The sequence below is a fragment of the Yersinia antarctica genome (assembly GCF_056636475.1).
Window position 1 is genome coordinate 1133273 of sequence record NZ_JBSJQF010000001.1, and the last position, 25391, is coordinate 1158663.

Consider the following 25391-nt stretch of genomic DNA (forward strand, 5'->3'; position numbering starts at 1 on the left):
AGAAATCGTGATGTCGATGTGACAAGGTGAGCTGACAATGGTGGAGAAAACGGCTGAATTAGCATCAGCGGTAGAGCAGTCGACCGCATTTTCATTACCCTATTTCGAGTTTTTAGTGTGTGTGCGGCGCTATGAGGAGGCGGGGCGATTACTGGTCTTGATGTTGGAGCAACTGGACCGCCAATATGGCCGCTGGGATGTTTTTTCGCTTAAGCATCAATCGGTACAGCAACAGGAGCATTACTGTAATCGCCTGGCTGCGGCTATTGGCAACCTACTTTCTGATCCTGGTTTTGTGGTATCCGATAAAGGTTTTTTACAACTGATTAATTTCCATCGCTGGATAGCGTTGATATTTGCCGCATCACCTTTTGGCCATGCGGATCATGTGATTACCAACCTTAATCAAGCGGGGGAGGGATGCGCCCATCCTTTGCGCTTTGAGCACCATAATTTTCTGAAATTTTGCCTGATGTATTTACCTGAATCGGGTATTCCGCTTCAGCCGGATATATTGTGGCAATTTAATCCCCCTGTGGCCGCGGCACTGTTTCTGGCGTTACTGTCGCCACGTATTTTACCCAGCGCTGCTGGGCATGCGAAACGTGAGCGGCTATTAGAGTGGTTACCTGAAAAACTACTAACGCTAGAGAATCTTGAGGGCTTACCTGAACGCATCCTGCACGATGTTTATATGCATTGCAGTTATGCAGATAGAGCAGCAAAACACGCCATAAAACGCAGTATTAATTTTCACTTACGTAACACGCTGCTGCGCAATGGGCTATCTGATAACCACTCCCTCCCACCTGCGCGGGATAAACCATTTATGCTGGTTATCCTGGAGTGGTTTAACAGCGGCCATTCTATTTACCGTACTCACTCCAGTACGTTGCGCGCCGCGCGTGAGCAGTTTTCCACCCATGGCGTCACCATTGTGGGGGCCACTGATGCCATCAACCGTGACGTTTTTGATGATTTTACCGAGGTCCAGCGGGCGGGGGCGGTTGAGGCTATTGTGGCATTGGCGCAACAATTGCGACCGGATGTTATCTACTTCCCCAGTGTCGGGATGTTTCCACTCACCATTGCACTGACTAATTTACGCTTAGCGCCCTTACAGATAATGGCACTAGGCCATCCGGCAACGACCCATTCCAGCTATATTGATGCGGTATTAGTGGAAGAGGATTATCTGGGGGATCCTCAGTGTTTCTCCGAAAAAGTGGTTGCGTTACCCAAGGACTGTCTGCCCTATGTGCCGCCTGCCAATATTTGCCAGCCGGAACCGATACAACATTTCGATGAGCGCCCAGCGGTACATATCGCGGTTTGTGCCTCGGCGATGAAAATTAACCCTCGCTTTATCGATACCTGTGCTGAGATTGCCCGGCAAACATCAACGCCGGTGATATTTCATTTTTTGGTGGGTTTTTGCTGGGGAATTACCCATCGAGTGATGGAAAAAGCCGTTAATGCTGTTATCCCTCAAGCTAAAATCTATGAGCATTTGGCCTATCAGGACTATTTATTGGTCATTAATCAGTGTGACCTGTTTATTAATCCTTTTCCTTTCGGCAATACCAATGGCATCGTCGATACTGTGCGTCAGGGGTTACCCGGTGTTTGCCTGAGTGGGGCTGAAGTACACGAACATATCGATGAGGGATTGTTCCGTCGGCTGGGATTATCTGAGGAGTTGATTGCACATGATTTGGCTGAGTATATTGCGGTTACCGTGCGGCTGATCACCGATATTGAGTGGCGTAATAGCCTACGTCGCCAGTTGTTAACAATTCAGCCTGATAATGTGCTGTTTAGCGGGAAACCTGAGCAATTCGGGCTAATTATTAGAGGCCTGCTTGATGATTGTGGTGCTGAAAGAGGATAAAAAAAGCCTCCTGAATCGGAGGCTTGAGTAGACACTAACATCAATAAGACTTATTTATTACGCTGCTTCAGTTTGCCGTTGTTTGGTTGGCTGCTTTAGTGCGGGCTTGGCTGCCAAGGCATCGGCTGCAAACTCATCGACATTAATTGAGCGCAGGCGACTCTCTTCTGCTTTAGTCAAAATAGCGGCCTCTTCAACATTGATTTTCCCTTCAGCCAGCGCATTTTTTGCCAGCACATCCAGGCGAGTAAATGGCAGGCTTTTACCCGCTTCTTTACTCAGGCGCTTATGAATTGGCTCTGCTGCAATCACATCTTGCAAAGCGGCTTCCAGCAAACCTACCGGATTAAACTCGCTCGGTGTCAGATACTGACCACGACCAATACGGCTGCGGGTTGCTGACGGTACTTGCAGTAACTGCGCCAGTTGATGGTCCAACTGGTCTGACGGTGCCTGATGTACGCGACCAAACGGGAAGACCACCAACCGCATTAACCCGGCAATAACGCCATTTGGGAAGTTACGCAGTAAATCATCCAGAGCCTGCTCTGCCTGATGCAGGGCATCCTGCACACCCCAATGAACCAGCGGCAGATCTTCTTTTTGGCGGCCTTCGTCTTCATAGCGTTTCAACGTTGCTGATGCCAGATACATTTGGCTGAGAATATCCCCCAGACGGGCAGAGATACGTTCACGACGTTTCAGGCTGCCACCCAACACCCCCATTGAGACATCAGACAGTAAAGCTAAATTGGCGCTCAGGCGGTTCAGATGCTGGTAATAACGGCGAGTGCTGTCTTTGGTTGGTGTGGCACTGGTGCGGCCATTGGTCAGCCCCAACCAGAAACTACGGATTTTGCTGCTACCCACATGGCCCAAATGACCGAACAGCGCTTTATCGAAGGCGGCAACATCATTAGATTGTGCTGCTGCCATTTCATCCAGAACAAACGGATGGCAACGGATTGCCCCCTGGCCGAAGATAATCATGCTACGGGTCAGAATGTTAGCGCCTTCAACGGTGATACCGATAGGGGCACCTTGGTAGCCACGGGCTACGAAGTTGGCCGGACCAAGGCAGATCCCTTTACCGCCGGCAATATCCATGGCATCCATCACAGCGCGTTGACCACGGTGGGTACAGTGATATTTAACGATAGCGGATAACACCGCCGGTTTCTCACCTAGCATAATACCGCTGGTAATTAAGGTTGCCGCCGCGTCCATCACATAAGCATTACCGGCGATTCGCGCCAACGGCTCTTCAATCCCTTCCATTTTACCGATTGAGATTTTGAACTGACGACGAATATAGGCGTAAGCACCGATCCCCATCGCCACACTTTTTAAGCTACCAGTGGCATTGGACGGCAAGGTAATCCCGCGGCCAACAGACAGGCATTCCACCAGCATGCGCCAGCCCTGCCCAGCCATTTTTGGCCCGCCGATGATGTAATCAATCGGCACAAAGATATCGTTGCCACGGGTCGGGCCATTTTGGAATGGCACATTCAGTGGGAAGTGACGACGACCAATTTCCACCCCAGGGGTGTTGGTTGGGATCAGCGCACAGGTGATGCCTAAATCAACGGTATCGCCCAACAGATGTTCAGGGTCAGACAGTTTGAACGCCAGCCCGAGCACTGTGGCGATCGGGGCGAGGGTGATATAGCGTTTATTCCAGGTCAGGCGCATGCCCAGTACCTGCTTACCTTGCCATTCGCCCATACAGACGGTGCCGGTATCTGGGATTGCGCCGGCATCAGAACCCGCTTCTGGGCTGGTTAGGGCGAAACAAGGGATCTCGTCGCCACGAGCCAAACCAGGCAAATAATGATTTTTTTGCTCTTCAGTGCCGTAGTGTTGCAGCAATTCGCCGGGGCCGAGAGAGTTAGGTACACCAACAGTGATGGCCAAAATGCCAGACACGCCAGACAGTTTTTGCAGTACACGTGCCTGAGCATAAGCTGAGAAATCAAGGCCGCCGTACTCTTTCTTAATGATCATCGCAAAGAAGCGGTGTTCTTTCAGATACGCCCACAGTTCTGGCGGCAAGTCAGCCAGTTCGTGGGTAATTTGGAAGTCATTAGCCATACGACAGGCTTCTTCTACCGGCCCATCAATAAAAGCTTGTTCTTCGGCAGTTAACTGCGGTTTTGGGTAGTTATGCAGTTTCTTCCAGTCAGGCTGGCCCTGGAATAAATCACCTTCCCACCAAGTGGTACCTGCATCAATCGCTTCTTTTTCGGTGCGTGACATCGCAGGCATGACTTTACGGAACATGCGCAATGCTGGTGCAGAAAACAGTGACTGGCGCAGTGGGGTCAGCGTCAGGGGTAGCAAAACAATCACCAGAGGCAATAATGCCCAGAATGACCATAACTGCAACGCTCCCATCGCGGCGGTGTAAACGACAAGAATCAAACTACTGAGATAGAGGTTCACCTGGTGATAGAACAGCACACCAATAAGAACCAGTAAGGCAACAATGCTAAGAACCATCATAGTGAAGCTCCTGAGATGTAGGAGGTCTGACCTGTTGAGAGATACATTTGTTGTAGTCCATCTCATTATTTTTATCAATACCATTACATGTTATTTACAACTCATCTCACAAACTGCCCGCATTAATAGTTAAAACTCTTATGTCTTATTCATTACAGTGCTTCTCGCTGTTTATGCTATCCGGTACACTGACGGCTGATGAATATCGATGCCATAGAACTATAAAGAGGCTCCCATGTACCAGGATTTAATCCGCAGTGAATTGAATGAAGCAGCAGACACACTGGCAAACTTTTTGAAAGATGATAGCAATATCAATGCTATTGCGAGCGCAGCCGTATTATTGGCTGATTCTTTTAAGGCTGGCGGTAAAGTCTTGTCATGCGGTAATGGCGGTTCCCATTGTGATGCCATGCATTTTGCCGAAGAGTTGACCGGCCGCTACCGCGAGAATCGTCCAGGTTATCCGGCGATTGCTATTTCAGATGTTAGCCATATCTCTTGTGTTAGTAATGATTTTGGTTATGACTATATCTTCTCTCGTTATGTTGAAGCCGTCGGCCGCGCAGGGGATGTATTACTCGGTATTTCCACTTCCGGTAATTCAGCTAATGTCATTAAGGCGATTGATGCTGCTCGTGCCAAAGGGATGAAGGTGATCACCCTGACGGGTAAAGACGGTGGCAAAATGGCGGGTACGGCAGATATCGAAATTCGGGTTCCCCATTTTGGTTATGCCGATCGCATTCAGGAAATTCATATCAAAGTGATTCATATCTTGATTCAATTGATTGAAAAAGAGATGGTTAAAGCCTGATATGTCGTGGTGATCAACGGTATTATCAATCTCGTTGATCACCTAGACGGTGAGCGAGAGCAGCTACAACGCTGCAACACCAAGAGCTAAGATATACGCGGGAGGTTGGTTATGTGCGAATTGCTCGGGATGAGCGCAAATGTTCCCACGGATATTTGCTTTAGCTTTACCGGCCTAGTGCAAAGGGGCGGGGGGACTGGCCCACATAAAGATGGCTGGGGTATTACCTTTTATGAAGGTAATGGTTGCCGCACGTTTAAAGATCCCCAACCCAGTTTTAATTCACCCATAGCCCGTTTGGTACAAGACTACCCGATAAAATCCTGTGCGGTGGTTTCTCATATCCGTCAGGCAAATCGCGGTGAAGTGGCGTTAGAGAATACCCACCCTTTTACCCGCGAAATGTGGGGACGAAACTGGACGTATGCCCATAACGGCCAACTTAAAGGTTATCGTCAATTAGAGACCGGTACTTTCCGGCCTATCGGTCAGACTGACAGCGAATATGCTTTCTGCTGGCTACTTAATCAATTGGCAAAGCGCTACCCTCGTACTCCCAGTAACTGGCCAGCGGTATTCCGCTATATCGCTACCCTATGTGAGCAGTTGCGGGCCAAAGGGGTCTTTAATATGTTGCTCTCGGATGGGCGTTTTGTGATGGCGTTCTGTTCGACCAATCTGTATTGGATTACGCGCCGGGCACCTTTTGGTAAAGCGACCTTACTGGATCAAGATGTTGAGATAGATTTTCAACGCCAGACCACACCCAAAGATGTGGTCACGGTGATTGCGACTCAACCCCTGACAGGTAATGAAACCTGGCACAAAATTGCACCAGGTGAATTTGCATTATTCTGTTTTGGTGAGCGAATTTGATTTGGTGAGCGCATATTGCGATACCGGTGCATTGGAGACTGGCGGGCGGCTGAGTACATACTGCCCGTTGATCACTGCAACGGATGGGGGCATCCGGTTTTTGGTAAAATAGGCATATCCCGGCTGCAATTGCCGCCAGAAGCTGTAATCCGACGAGTTACGGTGGCGTTGCATATTTTGTTCAGTCATACGGAATGGATAGATACTGATATCCACTTTTTCCTGACCAAAGATAAATGCCGTTTGCACGTAGTTAAATATCTCGTCCATATAGGCATCGGTCATTGCATAACAGCCGATTGATTTGCAAGCGCCGTGGATCATCAGATATTTCCCTGAATAACCCTGCGACTTATCATAATCATTTGGGAAGCCAATATTGATTGCCCGATAAAACTTACTGTCAGGTTTTAAATGGCGCATATCAATACTGTAAAAACCTTCCGGGCTTTTAAAATCCCCTTCACGGCGTTTTGGGCCAAGGCCACCTGAAAATTCACAGATGCGATAGCTTTGCACTAAACGATATTCACCTTGTAGCCTGGCGTATAATTCCAGGGTACGTTCTTCTTTGAAAATCTGAATATAGACCGATGACCCGAGTAATTGTTGTTTTAGCTCTTTGGATACTGCCACAGGCTCACTGGCTGAGCTGGTGAAGGATACCGCAGGCAAACCAATTATCACCACAAACGTAAGCATCGCAAACAACCGTGCGATTTTGCCCATTTATTATTCCTACTTATATTATGTAAATTATGCCACTGCATTTTTCGATTTATAGGCGCAGATTATCAGTCGGAAAAATTTTAGCAATATATGTTTTGTATAAAATAACCACAAAGTCGGTAAACATGAATTAACGATACGGTTTTACCGAGTGGATAGATAAATTAGCCGTAAAATATTCGTGTTTGCTTGACCCAGGTCACTGCATTTGTCAGACAGTGCGGAATGAAAATGCTAAAATCGTCCACTGCTGATGGCTTGCACATGTAATCGTTATAACAGCCATTTTACCCTGAAATCATTCAATGTGGGTATCAGTACTCATTACCGCGATGCTTTCAATTAGCGTTTATGTTTATCTAATTGACTGGGTATTAAACCGTCGTTTAACTGAACCATGAAAGTATCTTATCTTTATGTGGCTGTACGCTCTGGGCTAAGTACAGCATTTGATATAACTAATAAAGTCGCTCAAACCTATGATTAAAATAAAGAAAGGACTCGACCTACCCATCGCCGGAGCACCTGTGCAGGTGATAGAGGATGGTCCTGCTATTCGTCATGTGGCTCTGCTCGGTGAAGAGTATGTGGGCATGCGCCCCTCAATGTTGGTGCAAGAAGGTGATTGGGTTAAGAAAGGCCAGGCGCTCTTTGAAGATAAAAAAAATCCAGGGGTGACCTTTACTGCGATCGCCAGTGGCAGAATTAGCGCTATTAATCGTGGTGAACGCCGGGTGCTACAATCTGTTGTGATAGAGATTGAAGGGGATGAGCAAGTACCTTTCCCACACTATGATGCAGCGGACCTTAATCATCTGAGCAATGAACAGGTGCAAAGCCTATTACTGGCGTCTGGTTTATGGACCGCATTCAGAACCCGCCCGTTTAGTAAAACCCCTGTTCCTAGTAGTCGCCCACGCGCTATTTTTGTCAGTGCAATGGATACCCAACCGCTGGCAGCCAATCCGCAGGTCATTATTGCCACTGAGTCAGACGCCTTTAAGCACGGTTTAACTGTTCTTACGCGTCTAACTGAAGGCAAGGTGCATGTGGGCCATGCCCCGGGGCAGGTGGTTGCCAACCATTCTAATGCCCAGATAACTTATAATGAATTCTCCGGCCCCCATCCTGCGGGTCTGGTTGGTACCCACATCCATTTTCTTGAACCGGTGAGCTTGCGTAAAATGGTGTGGCATGTGGGTTATCAGGATGTGATTGCTATCGGTAAATTATTTACCCGTGGTGAACTCTGTACTGACCGCATCGTTGCGCTGGCGGGTCCACAGGTAAATCAACCGGTATTAGTGCGTACCCGTTTGGGTGCCAGCCTGGCTGAATTAACCGCGGCTAAGTTAAAAGAGGGGGAGAACCGTATTATCTCTGGTTCAGTCCTCAGCGGCACGGCTTTCTCCGCAACTCATGGTTATTTGGGCCGTTTCCACCAGCAAGTATCGGTTATCCGCGAAGGGCGAGAAAAAGAACTATTTGGTTGGGTAATGCCAGGTCGCGATAAATATTCGATCACCCGCACCACGCTGGGCCATTTCTTCAAACGCAAACTGTTTGCTTTCTCAACCGACATGCACGGCGGGGAGCGCGCTATGGTGCCTATTGGCAACTATGAGCGGGTGATGCCACTGGATATCCTGGCAACCCATTTGTTGCGTGATCTGTTATCCGGTGATACCGACAGCGCGCAAGCGCTAGGGTGCCTGGAGTTAGATGAAGAAGATTTGGCTTTATGTACATTTGTCTGCCCCGGTAAGTACGAATACGGTCCGGCACTGCGCGACATATTGACCCAGATTGAGCAGGAAGGATAACTGATGGGCCTGAAAAATTTTCTTGAGAAAATAGAGCACCACTTTGAAGCGGGTGGCAAATTAGAGAAGTACTATCCGCTATATGAAGCCGCAGCCACTATTTTCTATACGCAGGGCAAAGTAACACCGGGTGCTTCCCATGTACGAGATGCAATCGACCTGAAAAGGATGATGATTCTGGTATGGCTGGCGGTATTCCCAGCCATGTTCTGGGGCATGTATAACGTAGGGCTACAGGCTATCCCGGCGCTAAACCAACTCTACAGTGGCGCGGAACTGCAACAGGTTATAGCCAGTGACTGGCATTACTGGTTGGCACAAATGCTAGGGGCGTCATTGGCTCCAGATGCTGGCTGGGCAAGCAAAATGGTGCTGGGGGCGGTTTATTTTCTGCCTATCTATGCCGTTGTGTTTGTGGTCGGTGGTTTTTGGGAAGTGGTATTCTCTATTGTCCGCAAGCATGAAATCAACGAAGGTTTCTTTGTCACCTCGATTCTGTTTGCCCTGATAGTCCCTCCCACATTGCCATTATGGCAAGCAGCACTTGGGATCTCTTTCGGTGTGGTTATTGGTAAAGAGATTTTTGGTGGCACTGGGCGTAACTTCCTCAACCCGGCACTGGCTGGGCGTGCTTTCCTATTCTTTGCTTATCCGGCACAGATATCCGGTGATTTGGTGTGGACTGCCGCTGATGGTTTTTCTGGTGCAACTCCATTGTCACAATGGAGTGTCAACGGTAGCCACAGTTTGGTTAATACCATTACTAATCAGCCTATTACGTGGATGGATGCTTTCCTCGGTAATATTCCCGGATCTATTGGCGAGGTCTCTACGCTGATGATCCTGATTGGCGGTGCCATTATTCTTTTCGGCCGCATCGCCTCGTGGCGTATTGTGGCTGGGGTCATGATTGGCATGATTGCTACGGCCTACCTATTTAACTGGGTTGGTTCCACTACCAATCCGTTATTTGCCATGCCGTGGTATTGGCATCTGGTACTCGGTGGTTTCGCTTTCGGGATGATCTTTATGGCGACCGACCCAGTGTCGGCTTCCTTTACCAATAAAGGGAAATGGTGGTATGGCGGCTTGATTGGTGCGATGTGTGTGTTAATCCGCGTCGCTAATCCAGCTTATCCCGAAGGAATGATGCTGGCGATCCTGTTCGCCAACCTGTTTGCACCGCTGTTTGACTATGTGGTTGTTCAGGCCAACATCAAGCGGAGGAAAGCGCGTGGCGAGTGATAAACCAAGAAATAATGACAGCATCAGCAAAACGTTGCTGGTGGTAATTGTGCTCTGTCTGGTGTGTTCTGTGGTGGTTTCTGGTGCGGCTGTTGGTTTGAAAGCCAAGCAGCAGGAGCAACGGCTATTAGACAAACAGCGCAATATTCTAGCGGTGGCGGGTTTGTTGCAACCAAGAATGCCGGCAGAAGACGTTCAGCGGGAATTTGCGCTGCGCATTGAACCACGGCTGCTGGATTTGCAAAGCGGTGCGTTTATTCAACAAGATCCGGCAACCTTTGATCGTGCTCAGGCACTGCGTAGTGACCAAATGAGCATTGCCCTAACGCCCGCACAGGATATTGCTGGCATCCGCCGGCGCGCGAATGTCGTTGAAATTTATCTGGTACGTGGTGAAAGCGGGCAAATCAACAAGATAGTTCTCCCTGTTTATGGCTCCGGTCTGTGGTCAATGATGTATGCCTTTGTTGCCATCGACACTGACGGCAAAACGGTGCGTGGTATCACCTACTACGATCAGGGTGAGACCCCAGGGCTGGGAGGCGAGGTTGAGAACCCAATTTGGCGTAATCAATGGATTGGTAAGCGGCTATTTGACGAGCAAGGCCAACCGGCTATTCGGATTGTTAAAGGGCGCGCACCGGCTAATGATCCTCATGCGATCGATGGTCTGTCAGGTGCAACCTTGACCTCTAATGGGGTGCAAAACAGCTTTGATTTTTGGCTCGGTGAAAACGGCTTTGGCCCGTTCCTGAAAAAAGTGCGCGAAGGAGCGTTAAAAAATGGCTGATAGCAAAGAGATTAAACGGGTTTTATTTGGGCCGTTATTTGATAACAACCCGATAGCCTTACAGATCCTTGGCGTTTGTTCCGCGCTGGCGGTGACCACCAAGCTGGAAACCGCATTAGTGATGACGCTGGCCGTTACCTTGGTAACGGCGTTCTCCAGTTTCTTTATCTCACTGATTCGCAATCATATTCCAAACAGCGTGCGCATCATTGTTCAGATGGTGATTATTGCCTCGCTGGTGATTGTGGTCGATCAGATCTTACGGGCTTATGCCTATGAGATATCCAAACAGCTATCCGTATTTGTCGGCCTGATTATTACTAACTGTATTGTGATGGGGCGTGCTGAAGCTTATGCGATGAAATCGCCGCCGATTGAAAGCTTTATGGATGGTATTGGTAATGGTTTGGGTTACGGCGTAGTGCTGGTGTTGGTGGGTTTTGTTCGCGAACTGATTGGCTCCGGCAAATTATTTGGAGTAACAGTATTTGAAACCGTCCAGAACGGCGGGTGGTATCAGCCGAACGGATTGTTCCTGTTGGCACCAAGCGCATTCTTTATCATTGGTTTGCTGATTTGGGGTCTACGTACCCTGAAACCTGCGCAGATTGAGAAGGAGTAATTGACGATGGAACATTACATCAGTCTGTTTGTCCGCGCGGTGTTTGTGGAGAATATGGCGTTAGCATTCTTTTTGGGGATGTGTACTTTCCTCGCTGTTTCCAAGAAAGTGTCGACTGCCTTTGGCCTTGGTATCGCGGTAACGGTGGTATTGGGTATCTCAGTACCTGCGAATAATCTGGTTTATAACCTGGTGCTGCGTGATGGCGCATTGGTTGAAGGGGTTGATCTTAGTTTCCTCAACTTCATCACCTTTATTGGTGTTATTGCTGCCATAGTGCAGGTGTTGGAGATGATTCTCGATCGCTATTTCCCGGCACTTTATAACGCATTGGGTATTTTCCTGCCACTGATCACCGTCAACTGCGCCATCTTCGGCGGCGTCTCCTTTATGGCGCAACGAGATTACAACTTCCCTGAGTCCATCGTTTATGGCTTTGGTTCGGGTATCGGTTGGATGCTGGCGATTGTGGCCCTCGCAGGTATTCGCGAAAAAATGAAATATGCCAATGTGCCTGCGGGCTTACAGGGGTTAGGGATCACCTTTATCACAACCGGATTGATGGCCTTAGGGTTTATGTCTTTCTCCGGTGTGAATTTATAAAGGCAGGAATAATTCATGGAAATAATTCTGGGCGTAGTGATGTTCACCCTCATCGTACTGGCATTGACGGTGATGATTCTATTTGCCAAATCAAAATTGGTGAATACCGGTGATATTACCGTTGATGTTAATGATGATGCGGACAAAAGTTTTACCGCTCCGGCAGGGGATAAGCTGCTCAACATGCTTTCCAGCCAAGGTATTTTCGTTTCTTCAGCTTGTGGTGGTGGCGGTTCCTGCGGGCAGTGCCGCGTGACAATTAAAGAAGGTGGCGGGGATATCCTGCCGACGGAACTTTCACATATCTCAAAGCGTGAAGCGAAAGAAGGCTGCCGGTTAGCTTGCCAGGTTAGCGTTAAGCAAAATCTGAAAATTGAATTGCCAGAAGAAATCTTTGGGGTGAAAAAGTGGGAGTGTGAAGTTATCTCTAATGATAATAAAGCCACATTTATCAAAGAACTGAAACTGAAGATTCCAGATGGTGAAGTGGTGCCATTCCGTGCCGGTGGTTTTATCCAAATAGAGGCCGAACCGCATACTGTTAAATACGCGGACTTCGATGTGCCTGATGAATATCGCGGTGATTGGGATAAATTCAATCTGTTCCGGTTCGAGTCAGTGGTCGTTGAACCAACGGTGCGTGCCTACTCGATGGCAAACTACCCGGAAGAGCGTGGCATTATCATGCTTAACGTGCGTATTGCCACGCCACCACCGTCAGTTCCTGATGCACCGCCGGGCATTATGTCCTCTTATATCTGGTCACTAAAACCCGGTGATAAGGTGACTATCTCTGGTCCATTTGGTGAGTTTTTTGCCAAAGATACCGATGCCGAGATGGTCTTTATTGGCGGTGGGGCGGGTATGGCACCGATGCGCTCGCATATTTTTGATCAGCTTAAGCGGCTACATTCGAAGCGTAAAATCAGTTTTTGGTATGGTGCGCGTTCACGGCGTGAAATGTTCTATGAAGAAGATTTTGACCAGTTACAGGCTGAGAATGATAATTTCCGTTGGCACGTTGCATTATCAGACCCACAGCCGGAAGATAATTGGACGGGATATACCGGCTTCATTCATAACGTGTTGTTAGAAAATTACCTTAAAAATCATCCGGCACCGGAAGATTGTGAATTCTATATGTGTGGCCCTCCGATGATGAATGCGGCAGTTATCAAGATGCTGAAGGATCTCGGTGTGGAAGACGACAATATTATGCTTGATGATTTTGGTGGCTGATTTGCCATTACACGGCTTTTTACTGCAATTGGGGATATTGTGCAGAAACAGATAACACATTGGTTCATGGCAGTGGTGGGGATTTTGCTGCTCACAGGATGTGGTCCTGAGCAAGTTAATCTCGAAGGTAAAACCATGGGAACTTCATATTCAATTAAGTATATGAGTGACTCATCCACACCCAGCCCAGAGAAGTTACAGCAGGAAATAGACCGCGAGTTGGAACAGGTTAATGACCAGATGTCGACATATCGGCCCGACTCTGAATTGAGTCGCTTCAATCAAAGTCGTGCCGTGAATACACCTTTCGCGGTTTCAGCGGCGACGGCTAAAGTCGTGCGTGAGGCTATTCGCATTAATCGCCTGACCGATGGGGCGCTGGATGTCACCGTCGGACCTTTGGTTAACTTATGGGGCTTTGGTCCTGAAGGGCGGCCAGATGTTGTTCCTACTGAGGCTGAAATTGCCAAACGTCGGGCATGGGTCGGTATTAATAATCTGGCCGTAGAAAATGGTGCCTTGCTCAAACGGATCCCTGAGTTGTATGTTGATCTATCCTCTATTGCCAAGGGATATGGGGTCGATGTTGTAGCCGAATATCTGGAAACGCAAAATATCACCAACTATATGGTTGATATCGGAGGGGAAGTACGGACTCGTGGCAATAATGGGGAAAATAAACCTTGGCGCATTGCGATAGAAAAACCTGTCGCAGGTTCTGCGCAAGGTGCTCAAGAGGTTATCGAACCTGGACGTATGGCAATAGCAACCTCAGGGGATTATCGTAATTACTTTGAACAGAATGGTGTGCGTTACTCACATACGATTGACCCGGATACTGGCCGACCAATTAACCACCGATTAGTCTCAATTACTGTTTTGGACCCAAGCTGTATGACCGCAGATGGACTGTCGACTGGGTTAGATGTCCTTGGGCCAGAAAGAGGGATGGCACTCGCTAATTTACTGGGTATTCCAGTGTTTATGATAGTAAAAACCGATGAAGGTTTTGAGGAACGCTATTCTGATGCGTTCAAACCTTATCTGCAAAAACGGCCTTGATAGGAGAGGATATGTTGACTGTTTTTATCGCATCCTTTGTCTTTTTTCTATTGGCCATCGGCGGGATGTCGTTAGGTTATATCGTAAAACGTAAAACCTTACAGGGCAGTTGCGGAGGAATAACGGGTTTGGGGATGGAGAAAGTATGTGATTGCCCTGAGCCTTGTGATTCTCGTAAGAAGCGCTTGGCTAAGGAAGCCGCTCGCCAGAAAAAATTGGATCAATACCGTATCCTATAAGATGTGTTATAGATTACGATGCTTTAATGCCGAGCATTCTGTATAAAACGTGGTTATATGCACGACAAGCAAATTTAGACATAACCCCCCAGCCAACTCAGTGTTGACCAGGGGGGTATTTACGCTTTAGTGCTATTCGTGGCTGATTAGTCTACGTCGATAATGCTGTTTTTTCATTTTCTGATTTACGTCTATACCATTGTGGTTGTTCTTTACTTATTTATTCTTACTTACTCACTATACTTTTAAAAAGTGCAGGAGAATCAACCATAACTCCATTTGCCTGTAATTCCCTCGCTTTTTTATAATCTTCGGGAGTATTGATGCCGAAGAAAATAATATGTGCGTTGGTATTCCTTCTAAAACAATCCATCGCCTCTTTATCCCAACTTAATACTGCATCAGAACGCCCTTCGCCCAACGTGTATTTTTCTACCACTTGTACTTTGCGATGTAACTCTAAACCATACCAACGTTCTTTATTATCTGCTGGCAATTCACATTTATGATCCATCGTAATATTAGCTAATTGAGTCCGAGTAAAGTTGCGGCTTTCAAATCGATTGATTTTATGTGAGATATCACTGGTTTCATTCACTTTATCCAGTGCTTCCAGATAGTTATCATCCGTAGAGTAAACTCGGGTACGTGCGAAGCGATCTTTTTCTCCTTTGCTGGTTGCGGTAAGCGTCTCTTTTAGGGCTTTGGCAAAGGTTATTGGGTTGGCATCGGGCGATTTAATGTCCAGATAGAATGTCGTGTCAGGATACTTCTTCAGCACTTCATCAAGTGTGGGAATACCTGTGTGTGTGCCAGCCTTCGGTTGAATATGATGTTTCTTATCATAGGCAACGCTCGCATCCACTTTAGCCAGTTGTTGTGCAGTATAACCTGAGATGGTACCGGACTTATCTGTCAACTCTTTGAGGTCTATAGGGCGATACAATACCGGAATATTATCTTTCGATAGTTGTAATGTAATCCATATGGCGTCAGCACCATTAGATAGTGCTTTATCGATAGCCGGTAAGGTATTTTCTGGCGCATCAGCCGTTCCTGCACGGTGGGCAATAATTTGTGGCGCTGCAAGGGTAACAGATTGGGCGTTAACAACAAAGGTAGCGGAAAGGAGTAGGGTAGCCATTATATAATTTCGCATAATATATAGTTTCCATTCATTATCTAATAATGAATTTTATGAGGTGAAGGTTAATCATATAACTAACATTTTTCGACCTTGTCGAATTTAATGGTTTTTTATTAAAAATAAATGACAAAATGCAAAAAAAAACCAATAACAGTATTCAATTCTGTTATATACGTAATTAGTTGGTGTTTTGATTAGGATAATTATGACTCATCGCGATGGTTATCTTGATATGAATAAATAGGGTGGCATTCATCAACGATAGAATTACATACTGATATTGATGATGTTTATTCCCTGTCGCGGAGTGAGAAAACTCTGTATAAATCTTAAAAACCATTAGTTAAGCAGACAAAGATTGTATTAGTGTGAGGTGAGATTTCACTGGGTTGTTGCACCTTTAAGTGCCAGATTTTAAGAAGGAATACTGTGTGTCGAAATTGCGGGTTGGTGTGATTTTTGGTGGTAAATCGGCTGAGCATGAAGTGTCGTTGCAGTCGGCTAAAAACATCGTAGAGGCGATTGATAAGGAAAAGTTTGATGTCACGCTACTGGGTATTGATAAACAGGGGAAATGGCATGTTAACGATGCATCCAGCTATTTGTTAAATGCAGAGAATCCAGCGCTGATCTCCCTGAATCACTCAAACAGAAATGTAGCGTTGATTCCCGGTCAAGAGCGCCAGCAACTGATTGCGGCGGATAATGCCACAGCATTGGCGCAACTGGATGTTATTTTCCCGATAGTACACGGTACATTAGGCGAGGATGGTTCTTTGCAAGGCTTGCTGCGCATGGCCAATATCCCCTTCGTTGGGTCCAGCGTGCTGGGATCTGCGGTCAGCATGGATAAAGATCTCACCAAGCGGTTACTGCGTGATGCCGGGTTGAATATTGCCCCTTTTATTACGCTGACACGGACAAATAAAGATAATTACAGTTTTGAGCAGATAACGGCAAAACTTGGCTTACCTTTATTTATCAAACCGGCAAATCAAGGCTCCTCGGTTGGGGTGAGTAAAGTACGCAATGCGGCTGAATACCAGCAGGCTGTTACGCTTGCGTTTGATTTTGACCATAAGGTATTAGTTGAATCAGCTATTGTTGGGCGCGAGATTGAATGTGCGGTACTGGGTAATGATAACCCTCGAGCTAGCCTGTGTGGTGAAGTGGTCGTCAGTGATGAATTTTACTCCTACGATACCAAGTATATTAATGAAACCGGTGCTCAGGTGGTTATCCCTGCAGTGATAGACAATGCAGCCAGCGACAATATTCGCGCAGTAGCATTAGCCGCGTTTCGTACGCTTGAATGCCGTGGTCTGGCACGGGTAGATGTCTTTTTAACGCCAGAAAATACCGTTATTATAAATGAAATCAATACACTACCTGGTTTCACTAATATCAGTATGTACCCCAAACTCTGGCGCGCCACGGGAGTCGGTTCTACAGAGTTGATCACAACACTGATTGAACTGGCGTTAGAACGGCATCAGCAAGATAAGTCATTGAAGAGTTCTATTTTTAGCGACCACTAAATGAAGATTGTGGTTGAACCCAGCGGTTGCCTGTAGGCAGCCGTTGCGTTTGGTGATCAGTTCGATCTGCGCGGCAAACGGGCTGGTGTGATTCTTTCGAGAGGTAATGTGGATTTAGGCCGTCTAGCCAGCTTTATCGGCGGGACTTGCTGATATTGGAGAGGACTGAGTAAACAGCTAGCAGGCTAGCCTCCGATAAGCAATCTGAGGCGGGTTGAGGATTAGGATAATCTTGAATTTTTCCTATTTAACTGTATCCTTATACAGTGGTTTGGTTGGGGAAAGATAACATGCGTAAGATTATTCATGTCGATATGGATTGCTTCTTCGCGGCAGTGGAAATGCGCGACGATCCCAGTTTGCGTGATATTCCCATCGCGATTGGCGGCAGCCGCGATCGGCGTGGAGTGATCAGTACGGCCAATTACCCTGCCAGACGTTATGGTGTTCGTAGTGCTATGCCAACGGCGATGGCACTTAAACTCTGCCCACAGCTTAAAGTTATTCCTGGCAGAATGGCGGCTTATAAAGAGGCGTCGCTGCATATCCGTGAAATTTTCGCTCGCTATACCCCGCTGATTGAGCCGCTCTCGCTGGATGAAGCCTATCTGGATGTTTCTGATTGCTCTGCATGCAGTGGTTCTGCCACTTTAATTGCTCAGGAAATCCGTCAAGCCATTTCTGATGAACTGAGTCTGACCGCCTCCGCCGGTATTGCCCCGATAAAATTTCTGGCCAAAATTGCGTCAGATCTGAATAAACCGAATGGTCAATATGTCATCACCCCTAATCAGATTCAGCCTTTCCTGCATGATTTGCCGTTGAGTAAGATTCCTGGCGTGGGGAAAGTGACCGCTAAACGTTTACAAGAACTCGGGTTGGTTACTTGCGGCGAGGTACAAAACTATCCGCAGGCTGAACTATTAAAGCGTTTTGGCAAATTCGGTCATGTGTTGTGGGAGCGTAGCCACGGTATTGATGAGCGGGAAATATCCCCGGACAGATTGCGTAAATCGGTCGGTGTTGAAAGAACGCTGGCGGAAGATATTCATGACTGGGAAAGTTGTGAGGCATTGATTGAACAGCTTTATATTGAACTGGAAACTCGATTACGTAAAGTGAGGCCGGATCTGCATATTGCGCGTCAGGGTATTAAATTGAAATTTCATGATTTTCAACAAACTACGCAGGAGCATGTCTGGCCGGAACTGAATAAGACTGATCTGCTACAAGTGGCGCGCACTGCATGGAATGAACGGCGAGCCGGGCGGGGAGTTCGCTTGGTAGGGCTACATGTCACTTTACTGGATCCACAACTTGAGCGGCAATTATTGCTTAGTTGGGAATAGTATATGCAATAAAAAACGGCGGGTCGAAGCACCGCCGTTATCACATAAAGATCAATCAGATTTGTTTATGCCCGTTCTGGAATGGCTTTTAGCAGGGCGGTCAGTAACTGCCAATATTGACCCACGCTTTCGATATGAACTTGTTCATCCGGTGAATGTGGGCCGGTCATGGTTGGCCCAATCGACACCATATCCATATCCGGGTAAGGTTTTTTGAATAAACCACACTCCAGACCCGCGTGGATAACCATGATGTTCGGTGTTTTGTTGAACAGTTTTTGGTATGTTTCCCGCACCAATGCCATGACAGGAGAGGTTGGGTCCGGCTGCCAGCCAGGGTAACCGCCTTTCGGTAGCGTTTGTGCACCAGCTAACTGACCAATTGCCGTCAGCATGCTCACCACGTAATCTTTGCCGCTGTCGATCAGGGAGCGAATCAGACAGATGATTTCTGCTTCGTTCTCATTCATGGTAACCACACCGACATTCAGTGAGGTCTCAACCACGCCTTTAACGGCATCACTCATGCGAATTACACCGTTTGGCGTGGCATTCAGCAGTGCCACTAAACGCTGCTGTGTGTCTTTAGTCAGCGCTTTTGTCTCAGTGGATACCGGTTCGAGCAGGAGTGCCAGATTTTTTTCCACCGCCGCCAGCTCGTTTTTCAACGTTGCCAGATACGCCTGACTAAGGCTTTTCAATTGATCGACTTTATCTGCACTAACTGCCAGGATCACCGAACCCTCACGCGGGATAGCGTTACGCAATGTACCGCCATTGAGATCCAATACGCGCAGATCCAGATCTTTTGCGTGTTCAAACAGGAAGCGGGCCAGCAGCTTGTTGGCATTGCCTAAACCTAAATGGATATCCGCACCGGAGTGACCACCTTTAAGGCCTTTTAAGGTCAGTTTCAGGGTTTGGAACCCAGCAGGAACGGCTTCGCGCTTCAGGGCCAGAGTGGTGATAAAATCAATACCACCAGCGCAACCCATATAGATTTCACCTTCCTGTTCAGAATCGGTATTAATCAGAATATCGGCTTTCAACCAATTAGGTTGCAGGCCGAAGGCACCATCCATACCGGCTTCTTCGGTCATGGTCAGTAACACTTCCAGTGGGCCATGTTCAACGCTGTCATCAGACAATACGGCCAGCGCAGAAGCCATACCAATGCCGTTATCCGCACCCAATGTGGTGCCACGGGCTTTAACCCATTCACCGTCGATATATGGTTGGATAGGATCTTTGGTAAAGTCATGTACCGTATCATTATTCTTCTGCGGAACCATATCCAGATGAGCTTGCAGCGCAACTGGCTTACGGTTCTCCATCCCTTTGGTAGCAGGCTTACGCAGCAAGATATTACCGACCTTGTCACGCTCAGCGTGCAGACCTTTTTCTTTGGCCCACGTCATAATGTGCTGCGCCAGCGCTTCTTCATGGTAAGACGGATGGGGGATTGAGCAGATTTTTGCGAAAATATCCCACAACGGCTGAGGCGAAAGTTGAGACAGTTCAGACACTGTAAGTCTCCTGTAACAGCATGCTCATATCGGCAACCTCAGGATGAAGATGTCAGAGATGCTATCGGGTTGATGACTAAAGATTTTAAGGGTAGTGACAAACCGCCATCGGAATGGCGAGATGGTTTGAGAATATCACTTTCATCGGCATTACGCGCGTTTCGCCGCACAATTACCGCATTAGACCCGATTAATTAACCCGATAATTGCTGGTTTTTATCCGGCTGGCTCACTATAATCTCGCGCAACCTTTTTTCCCCTTCTGATACATGGCAAGCCACTCCTTTACTGGCTGGGATTACACTTTATGAGCGAAAAATACGTCGTTACCTGGGATATGTTGCAAATTCACGCCCGCAAACTGGCACAGCGTTTACTGCCAGCCGATCAATGGAAAGGGATTATTGCGGTAAGCCGTGGTGGTTTGGTGCCTGCGGGTATTCTGGCGCGTGAGCTGGGTATTCGTTATGTCGACACCGTTTGCATCGCCAGTTATAACCATGATAACCAAGGCGAGCTTAAAGTCCTGAAACGTGCTGAAGGTGACGGCGAAGGCTTTATTGTGATTGATGATTTGGTTGATACTGGCGGCACTGCGAAAGCTATCCGTGAGATGTATCCGAAGGCACACTTTGTTACTATTTTCGCCAAACCTGCTGGTCGCCCATTAGTTGATGATTATGTGGTTGATATTCCTCAGGGCACCTGGATTGAGCAGCCGTGGGATATGGCTGTAACCTTTGTTGCTCCTTTAAGCGGTAAGTAATTTAGTTGGCTTTAAACGCCTGGTCAGCTCCGGGCGTTTCATTTTCTCCGCAGTATGAGTACACTTGACCCCATCTGACCAGCCCTTATCGGGCCTGAATCACGGCTTATGGAGGCTATCGTTACCATGGCACAAGCCAACCTCTCTGAAATTCTGTTTAAACCAAAGTTCAAGCATCCTGAAACTTCAACTCTCGTGCGGCATGCTCACTGCAACCATCCTATGACGGTACATTCTGCCTTGGACGGTGATACCACCAGCCATTGGTATCGGATGATCAACCGTTTGATATGGACCTGGCGCGGTGTTGATCCCCTTGAAATAGAAGAAGTGTTGTCACGCATTGCCTGTTCAAAGGCAGAACACAGCGATAACGAACTGCTAGATACCGTGGTGGGCTATCGCAATGGTAACTGGATTTATGAGTGGGCCCATCAGGGGATGCTGTGGCAGCAAAAAGCCATGGAAGAGAGCGACCCGATGAATGCTGGTCAATACTGGTTAAATGCGGCCAATTTATACAGCATTGCGGGTTACCCACATCTGAAAGGTGATGAGCTGGCCGAGCAAGTCGAGGTGTTATCAAACCGCGCCTATGAAGCCGCCGCTGAACACCTGCCGTATAACCTGAAAGAGCTTAATTTCGCGATTTCAGATGGCGGTACGCTGGCGGGGTTCCTGCATATGCCGACTGTTGGCAGTGCGCCATTCCCAACGGTATTGATGTGTGGTGGGTTGGATACATTGCAAAGTGACTATCATCGCCTGTTCCGTGACTATCTGGCCCCGAAAGGGATAGCCATGTTGACGGTGGACATGCCATCGGTGGGGGCTTCGTCGCGTTGGAAGTTAACGCAGGACACCAGTTATCTGCATCAGCAAGTATTGCAGGCATTGCCGGATATCCCTTGGGTTGATCATCAGCGAGTCAGTGTTTTCGGTTTCCGTTTCGGTGCCAACGTAGCGGTGCGCCTGGGGTATTTAGAGCCGCAGCGGGTGCGTGCTGTGGCATGCCTTGGGCCGATTGTGCATTATCTTCTGTGTAACGCTGACAGCCAGCGCCAGGTGCCAGATATGTATATGGATGTTATGGCCAGCCGATTGGGAATGGCTGATGCGGCAGATGAAACGCTTAGAACAGAAATGAACCGCTATTCGCTGAAAACACAGGGGTTGCTGGGGCGGCGTTGCCAAACACCTATGTTGGCGGGCTACTGGGAAAATGATCCATTCAGCCCGAAAGAAGAGGCGAAGTTAATCTGTTCTTCCTCGGCGGATGGCAAGCTATTACCTATATCATCAACGCCGCTGTACGACAATTTCCACCGTGCATTATTGCAAGCCAGTGAGTGGTTAGAAGATAAAATGCGTTAATGAGTTGCTAATTTTTAACAGTTTGCTAAAAAGGATCGTCTATATAAGGAGATTTAAGAATGACGTCGACCAGTGCTCATCCTAAAAGTAAGCTTATGAAACGTTTTGCCGCTTTAGGACCATATCTGCGTGAAGGGCAGTGCCAGAGTGACCATTTTTTCTTTGACTGTTTAGCTGTTTGCGTCAATGTGAAGCTTGCCCCCGAGAAACGTGAGTTTTGGGGCTGGTGGATAGAGTTGGAACCGGCAGAAGACCATTTTACCTACGTTTACCAGTTCGGCCTGTTTAATAAAGAAGGCAGTTGGAAAGCGGAAAAGATTAAAGATCCTGAAATACAAGAGAAACTGGAGACCACGCTGCGTGGTTTCCATAAACGCCTTGCTGAGATGTTGACTTCAATTGAAATGAGATTGGAGCCAGCGCAGCATTTTAGCGATCAGCCGCTGAAGTTGTCCGCTTAGAAGTCTGTTTGTTAATGCCTAATTAAATAGAATATTCCCCCTTTAGCACAATAAAAGGGGGAATTTCTCATTCTGACTGTTGGCATTATGCCTCCCGCCTGCTACAAAGACCCATCCCCTTCGTACATAGAGCCGCAGGGTTGTTAGCTACGTTCATTCACCCGAGTCACATTTGTTCTTACATGAATAAGCTCATCGGGATGAGTTCGCTGGCAGCCATACTGCAACTCCAATTACTTTGGGTATATATTGTTTCTTTAATTCATCCCAATGGCAGAAAAATTATGAGTGGCAGCCAGACATTGGTTGTGAAATTGGGGACGAGTGTTCTGACCGGCGGTTCCCGTCGTCTTAACCGTGCCCATATTGTTGAACTGGTGCGCCAATGTGCCCAGCAACACGCAAAAGGTCATCGTATTGTTATTGTCACCTCCGGGGCGATTGCCGCCGGGCGTGAACACTTGGGTTATCCAGAATTGCCTGCCACTATTGCCTCAAAGCAACTGTTAGCCGCAGTCGGGCAAAGCCGGCTAATCCAGCTCTGGGAACAGCTGTTTTCCATCTATGGCATCCATATCGGTCAGATGTTACTGACCCGTGCTGATTTGGAAGACAGAGAGCGTTTTCTCAATGCCCGTGACACCATGAATGCCTTGCTGGATAACCGCATCGTGCCGGTAATCAATGAGAATGATGCTGTCGCCACCGCTGAAATCAAAGTAGGCGATAACGATAATCTCTCGGCACTGGCAGCCATTCTTGCCGGTGCCGATAAGCTACTGTTACTGACCGATCAGGCGGGGTTATACACGGCTGATCCGCGTAACAATCCTGAAGCTGAGCTTATTCGCGAAGTGCATGGTATCGATGATGCTTTGCGCGGAGTTGCTGGCGATAGTGTCTCAGGCCTTGGCACTGGTGGTATGGCCACTAAACTGCAAGCAGCAGATGTTGCCTGCCGCGCTGGTATTGATGTGATTATTGCCGCGGGCAGTCAGTCCGGTGTTATTGCGAATGTGATTGATGGCACGCCGGTTGGTACTCGCTTCCATGCACTGGAAACCCCGTTGGAAAACCGTAAACGCTGGATTTTTGGTGCACCGCCAGCGGGTGAAATTACGGTCGATGATGGGGCTGTAGCCGCTATTATGGAGCGCGGCAGTTCGCTGCTGCCCAAAGGTATTCGCAGTGTTCAAGGGGATTTCTCCCGTGGTGAAGTGATCCGTATCCGCAATCTTGGCGGGCGGGATTTGGCCCACGGTGTATCACGCTATAACAGCGATGCGCTGCGCATGTTAGCGGGGCATCACTCGCAACAAATCAGTGAAATCCTCGGGTACGAATATGGCCCGGTGGCGGTTCATCGTGACGATATGATTGTTAGCTAAGGAGCGAGCATGAGCATGCTGGAACAGATGGGTAAAGCCGCCAAACAGGCTTCCTGGCAGTTGGCAATGTTGAGCACGGCAAAGAAAAATCAGGCGCTGGCAGTAATAGCTAACCTGTTGGAATCTGAAAGTCAGGCTATTTTGCATGCCAACGAGCAAGATATGCAGGCTGCACGTGATACGGGCATGAGTGAGGCGCTGCTCGATCGGCTGTTATTGACCCCGGCACGCTTAGCGGCTATTGCTAATGATGTGCGTCAGGTATGCCGCCTGAATGACCCTGTGGGCCGCGTTATTGATGGCAGCCTACTTGACAGTGGCTTAAAGCTGGAACGCCGCCGTGTGCCTCTGGGGGTGATTGGTGTCATTTATGAAGCGCGTCCTAACGTTACGATTGATGTCGCCAGCCTCTGCTTGAAAACCGGCAATGCCGTGATTTTGCGGGGTGGCAAAGAGACTCATCACACTAATCAGGCAACCGTGAAGGTTATCCAGCAGGCACTGGAACAGTGCGGCTTACCCGCGGCGGCAGTGCAGGCGATTGAAAGCCCTGATCGGGAATTGGTAAATCAGTTACTGCGTATGGATCGCTATGTCGATATGTTGATTCCACGGGGTGGGGCTGGTTTACATAAACTGTGCCGTGAGCAATCAACCATTCCGGTGATTACCGGTGGTATTGGGGTTTGTCATACCTTTGTGGATGAAAGTGCTGATTTTGAGAAAGCGTTATTAGTGATTGAAAACGCCAAAGTTCAGCGGCCAAGTGCGTGTAACTCATTGGAAACCTTGCTGGTTCATCAAGCTATTGCAGAGCGCTTCCTGCCTGTACTCAGTACCCGAATGCATGCCTTTGGCGTGACACTGCATGCCAGCCCGCAGGCGCTGCCGTATCTGACCGAAGGTAAGGCCAAGGTAGTGGCTGTTGAAGCTGCTGATTATGACGATGAATGGTTATCTCTGGATTTGAATGTGGATATTGTGGCTAATATCAATGCTGCTATTGACCATATTCGCGAGCATGGTACCAGCCATTCTGATGCTATTCTGACCCGCTCACTCAGTAGCGCGGAACATTTTGTCCGGGCGGTGGATTCATCGGCAGTTTATGTCAATGCCAGCACCCGTTTCACCGATGGCGGCCAGTTTGGTTTAGGCGCTGAAGTGGCAGTAAGTACGCAAAAACTTCATGCCCGTGGCCCGATGGGGTTGGATGCATTGACAACCTATAAGTGGATTGGCTATGGCGACGATTTAGTGCGTAGCTAATTACCAGATAGAACATATACAGTAAAACGACATCTGGCTGCTGCTGCTGTCGTTTTATTTTTTTCTCTGGTTAATCTCCCTGTGAAGTATCAGCCTTTAAGTGTGAAATAGATCATTATTCGATGTAACGCG

General features: G+C 48.0%; 22 protein-coding genes. 18 read left to right on the plus strand and 4 right to left on the minus strand.

The genetic code is table 11. From position 1 onward, the window contains the following. Nucleotides 1-37 precede the first annotated feature (37 nt). Nucleotides 38-1891, plus strand: a complete 1854-nt coding sequence (locus tag ACWJJO_RS05020; protein WP_481090704.1) for a glycosyltransferase — start codon at nucleotides 38-40, stop codon at nucleotides 1889-1891. A gap of 57 nt (nucleotides 1892-1948) precedes the next feature. On the opposite strand, the gene fadE is transcribed toward ACWJJO_RS05020, so the two are convergent. Next, entirely contained in the window at nucleotides 1949-4396 is a 2448-nt protein-coding gene (gene fadE, locus ACWJJO_RS05025; RefSeq protein ID WP_083160153.1) for an acyl-CoA dehydrogenase FadE, read from the minus strand. Nucleotides 4397-4631: 235 nt separating this feature from the next. Here fadE and lpcA point away from each other — a divergent pair, with 235 nt between their 5' ends. Continuing rightward, nucleotides 4632-5213: a D-sedoheptulose 7-phosphate isomerase gene (lpcA, locus tag ACWJJO_RS05030; RefSeq protein ID WP_083160151.1), complete on the plus strand. Its 582-nt coding sequence runs from the start codon at nucleotides 4632-4634 to the stop codon at nucleotides 5211-5213. Nucleotides 5214-5324: 111 nt separating this feature from the next. Next, on the plus strand, nucleotides 5325-6089 hold the full coding sequence (locus ACWJJO_RS05035; RefSeq protein WP_102970460.1) for a class II glutamine amidotransferase: 765 nt from the start codon (nucleotides 5325-5327) through the stop codon (nucleotides 6087-6089). Here the strand turns inward: ACWJJO_RS05035 and dpaA are convergent. Beyond that, nucleotides 6063-6818 (minus strand): peptidoglycan meso-diaminopimelic acid protein amidase, encoded by a 756-nt coding sequence (gene dpaA / locus ACWJJO_RS05040; protein WP_083160149.1) that lies wholly within the window; start codon nucleotides 6816-6818, stop codon nucleotides 6063-6065. The genes ACWJJO_RS05035 and dpaA overlap by 27 nt on opposite strands. Before the next feature lie 479 nt (nucleotides 6819-7297). Between dpaA and ACWJJO_RS05045 the strand changes: the two genes are divergently transcribed. Genes ACWJJO_RS05045 through nqrM form a run of 8 tightly spaced genes read left to right on the plus strand, consistent with a single transcriptional unit; the run spans nucleotide 7298 to nucleotide 14441 of the window. Then, on the plus strand, nucleotides 7298-8641 hold the full coding sequence (locus ACWJJO_RS05045; RefSeq protein ID WP_420073270.1) for a Na(+)-translocating NADH-quinone reductase subunit A: 1344 nt from the start codon (nucleotides 7298-7300) through the stop codon (nucleotides 8639-8641). A gap of 3 nt (nucleotides 8642-8644) precedes the next feature. After that, nucleotides 8645-9886, plus strand: coding sequence for an NADH:ubiquinone reductase (Na(+)-transporting) subunit B (locus ACWJJO_RS05050; RefSeq protein ID WP_083160144.1), 1242 nt, complete (start codon nucleotides 8645-8647; stop codon nucleotides 9884-9886). Next, nucleotides 9876-10676: a Na(+)-translocating NADH-quinone reductase subunit C gene (locus ACWJJO_RS05055; protein WP_083160142.1), complete on the plus strand. Its 801-nt coding sequence runs from the start codon at nucleotides 9876-9878 to the stop codon at nucleotides 10674-10676. Before ACWJJO_RS05050 ends, ACWJJO_RS05055 begins: the two co-directional genes overlap by 11 nt. After that, nucleotides 10669-11298, plus strand: a complete 630-nt coding sequence (locus ACWJJO_RS05060; RefSeq protein WP_083160140.1) for an NADH:ubiquinone reductase (Na(+)-transporting) subunit D — start codon at nucleotides 10669-10671, stop codon at nucleotides 11296-11298. Before ACWJJO_RS05055 ends, ACWJJO_RS05060 begins: the two co-directional genes overlap by 8 nt. A 6-nt stretch (nucleotides 11299-11304) precedes the next feature. Further along, the gene (nqrE, locus tag ACWJJO_RS05065; RefSeq protein WP_004392325.1) at nucleotides 11305-11901 is read left to right on the plus strand and encodes an NADH:ubiquinone reductase (Na(+)-transporting) subunit E; all 597 of its coding nucleotides are present in this window, start codon (nucleotides 11305-11307) and stop codon (nucleotides 11899-11901) included. Nucleotides 11902-11916: 15 nt separating this feature from the next. After that, nucleotides 11917-13140: an NADH:ubiquinone reductase (Na(+)-transporting) subunit F gene (nqrF, locus tag ACWJJO_RS05070; RefSeq protein WP_083160138.1), complete on the plus strand. Its 1224-nt coding sequence runs from the start codon at nucleotides 11917-11919 to the stop codon at nucleotides 13138-13140. A 39-nt stretch (nucleotides 13141-13179) separates the two neighbouring features. Further along, the gene (locus tag ACWJJO_RS05075) at nucleotides 13180-14202 is read left to right on the plus strand and encodes an FAD:protein FMN transferase (protein WP_420073271.1); all 1023 of its coding nucleotides are present in this window, start codon (nucleotides 13180-13182) and stop codon (nucleotides 14200-14202) included. An 11-nt stretch (nucleotides 14203-14213) separates the two neighbouring features. Continuing rightward, nucleotides 14214-14441 carry a (Na+)-NQR maturation NqrM gene (nqrM, locus tag ACWJJO_RS05080; RefSeq protein ID WP_083160133.1) on the plus strand — a complete coding sequence of 76 codons (228 nt, stop codon included), beginning with the start codon at nucleotides 14214-14216 and terminating at the stop codon, nucleotides 14439-14441. A gap of 226 nt (nucleotides 14442-14667) precedes the next feature. Here nqrM and ACWJJO_RS05085 read toward each other — a convergent pair whose 3' ends face one another. Next, a complete protein-coding gene (locus ACWJJO_RS05085; RefSeq protein WP_420073272.1) occupies nucleotides 14668-15600 on the minus strand; it encodes a glycerophosphodiester phosphodiesterase family protein in 933 nt (310 codons plus the stop codon). Nucleotides 15601-16019: 419 nt separating this feature from the next. On the opposite strand from ACWJJO_RS05085, the gene ddlA reads away from it, so the two are divergent. After that, nucleotides 16020-17126, plus strand: a complete 1107-nt coding sequence (gene ddlA, locus ACWJJO_RS05090; RefSeq protein ID WP_083160129.1) for a D-alanine--D-alanine ligase — start codon at nucleotides 16020-16022, stop codon at nucleotides 17124-17126. 290 nt (nucleotides 17127-17416) lie between these two features. Further along, nucleotides 17417-18475, plus strand: coding sequence for a DNA polymerase IV (gene dinB / locus ACWJJO_RS05095; RefSeq protein WP_083160127.1), 1059 nt, complete (start codon nucleotides 17417-17419; stop codon nucleotides 18473-18475). Nucleotides 18476-18540: 65 nt separating this feature from the next. Here the strand turns inward: dinB and pepD are convergent, their stop codons facing one another. Continuing rightward, entirely contained in the window at nucleotides 18541-20001 is a 1461-nt protein-coding gene (gene pepD, locus ACWJJO_RS05100; protein ID WP_083160125.1) for a beta-Ala-His dipeptidase, read from the minus strand. 307 nt (nucleotides 20002-20308) lie between these two features. Between pepD and gpt the strand changes: the two genes are divergently transcribed. The 5 genes from gpt (at nucleotide 20309) to proA (ending at nucleotide 25259) form a co-directional block, all read left to right on the plus strand. Continuing rightward, the gene (gene gpt, locus ACWJJO_RS05105) at nucleotides 20309-20767 is read left to right on the plus strand and encodes a xanthine phosphoribosyltransferase (RefSeq protein WP_083160123.1); all 459 of its coding nucleotides are present in this window, start codon (nucleotides 20309-20311) and stop codon (nucleotides 20765-20767) included. 126 nt (nucleotides 20768-20893) lie between these two features. Then, nucleotides 20894-22141: an esterase FrsA gene (gene frsA, locus ACWJJO_RS05110; protein ID WP_083160121.1), complete on the plus strand. Its 1248-nt coding sequence runs from the start codon at nucleotides 20894-20896 to the stop codon at nucleotides 22139-22141. 59 nt (nucleotides 22142-22200) lie between these two features. Beyond that, complete coding sequence (gene crl, locus ACWJJO_RS05115; protein ID WP_083160119.1) at nucleotides 22201-22602, plus strand: sigma factor-binding protein Crl; 402 nt, start codon at nucleotides 22201-22203, stop codon at nucleotides 22600-22602. A 284-nt stretch (nucleotides 22603-22886) separates the two neighbouring features. Further along, complete coding sequence (proB, locus tag ACWJJO_RS05120; protein WP_083163836.1) at nucleotides 22887-23990, plus strand: glutamate 5-kinase; 1104 nt, start codon at nucleotides 22887-22889, stop codon at nucleotides 23988-23990. A 15-nt stretch (nucleotides 23991-24005) separates the two neighbouring features. Beyond that, nucleotides 24006-25259 carry a glutamate-5-semialdehyde dehydrogenase gene (proA, locus tag ACWJJO_RS05125; RefSeq protein ID WP_420073550.1) on the plus strand — a complete coding sequence of 418 codons (1254 nt, stop codon included), beginning with the start codon at nucleotides 24006-24008 and terminating at the stop codon, nucleotides 25257-25259. The last annotated feature ends 132 nt before the right edge of the window (nucleotides 25260-25391 follow it).

Excerpts from the sequence above, each read along its gene's own strand:
- ACWJJO_RS05020 (WP_481090704.1), top strand. The coding sequence starts at position 38 with ATGGTGGAGAAAACGGCTGAATTAGCATCAGCGGTAGAGCAGTCGACC.
- fadE (WP_083160153.1), bottom strand. The coding sequence starts at position 4,396 with ATGATGGTTCTTAGCATTGTTGCCTTACTGGTTCTTATTGGTGTGCTG.
- lpcA (WP_083160151.1), top strand. The coding sequence starts at position 4,632 with ATGTACCAGGATTTAATCCGCAGTGAATTGAATGAAGCAGCAGACACA.
- ACWJJO_RS05035 (WP_102970460.1), top strand. The coding sequence starts at position 5,325 with ATGTGCGAATTGCTCGGGATGAGCGCAAATGTTCCCACGGATATTTGC.
- dpaA (WP_083160149.1), bottom strand. The coding sequence starts at position 6,818 with ATGGGCAAAATCGCACGGTTGTTTGCGATGCTTACGTTTGTGGTGATA.
- ACWJJO_RS05045 (WP_420073270.1), top strand. The coding sequence starts at position 7,298 with ATGATTAAAATAAAGAAAGGACTCGACCTACCCATCGCCGGAGCACCT.
- ACWJJO_RS05050 (WP_083160144.1), top strand. The coding sequence starts at position 8,645 with ATGGGCCTGAAAAATTTTCTTGAGAAAATAGAGCACCACTTTGAAGCG.
- ACWJJO_RS05060 (WP_083160140.1), top strand. The coding sequence starts at position 10,669 with ATGGCTGATAGCAAAGAGATTAAACGGGTTTTATTTGGGCCGTTATTT.
- nqrE (WP_004392325.1), top strand. The coding sequence starts at position 11,305 with ATGGAACATTACATCAGTCTGTTTGTCCGCGCGGTGTTTGTGGAGAAT.
- nqrF (WP_083160138.1), top strand. The coding sequence starts at position 11,917 with ATGGAAATAATTCTGGGCGTAGTGATGTTCACCCTCATCGTACTGGCA.
- nqrM (WP_083160133.1), top strand. The coding sequence starts at position 14,214 with ATGTTGACTGTTTTTATCGCATCCTTTGTCTTTTTTCTATTGGCCATC.
- ACWJJO_RS05085 (WP_420073272.1), bottom strand. The coding sequence starts at position 15,600 with ATGCGAAATTATATAATGGCTACCCTACTCCTTTCCGCTACCTTTGTT.
- dinB (WP_083160127.1), top strand. The coding sequence starts at position 17,417 with ATGCGTAAGATTATTCATGTCGATATGGATTGCTTCTTCGCGGCAGTG.
- gpt (WP_083160123.1), top strand. The coding sequence starts at position 20,309 with ATGAGCGAAAAATACGTCGTTACCTGGGATATGTTGCAAATTCACGCC.
- frsA (WP_083160121.1), top strand. The coding sequence starts at position 20,894 with ATGGCACAAGCCAACCTCTCTGAAATTCTGTTTAAACCAAAGTTCAAG.
- crl (WP_083160119.1), top strand. The coding sequence starts at position 22,201 with ATGACGTCGACCAGTGCTCATCCTAAAAGTAAGCTTATGAAACGTTTT.
- proB (WP_083163836.1), top strand. The coding sequence starts at position 22,887 with ATGAGTGGCAGCCAGACATTGGTTGTGAAATTGGGGACGAGTGTTCTG.
- proA (WP_420073550.1), top strand. The coding sequence starts at position 24,006 with ATGCTGGAACAGATGGGTAAAGCCGCCAAACAGGCTTCCTGGCAGTTG.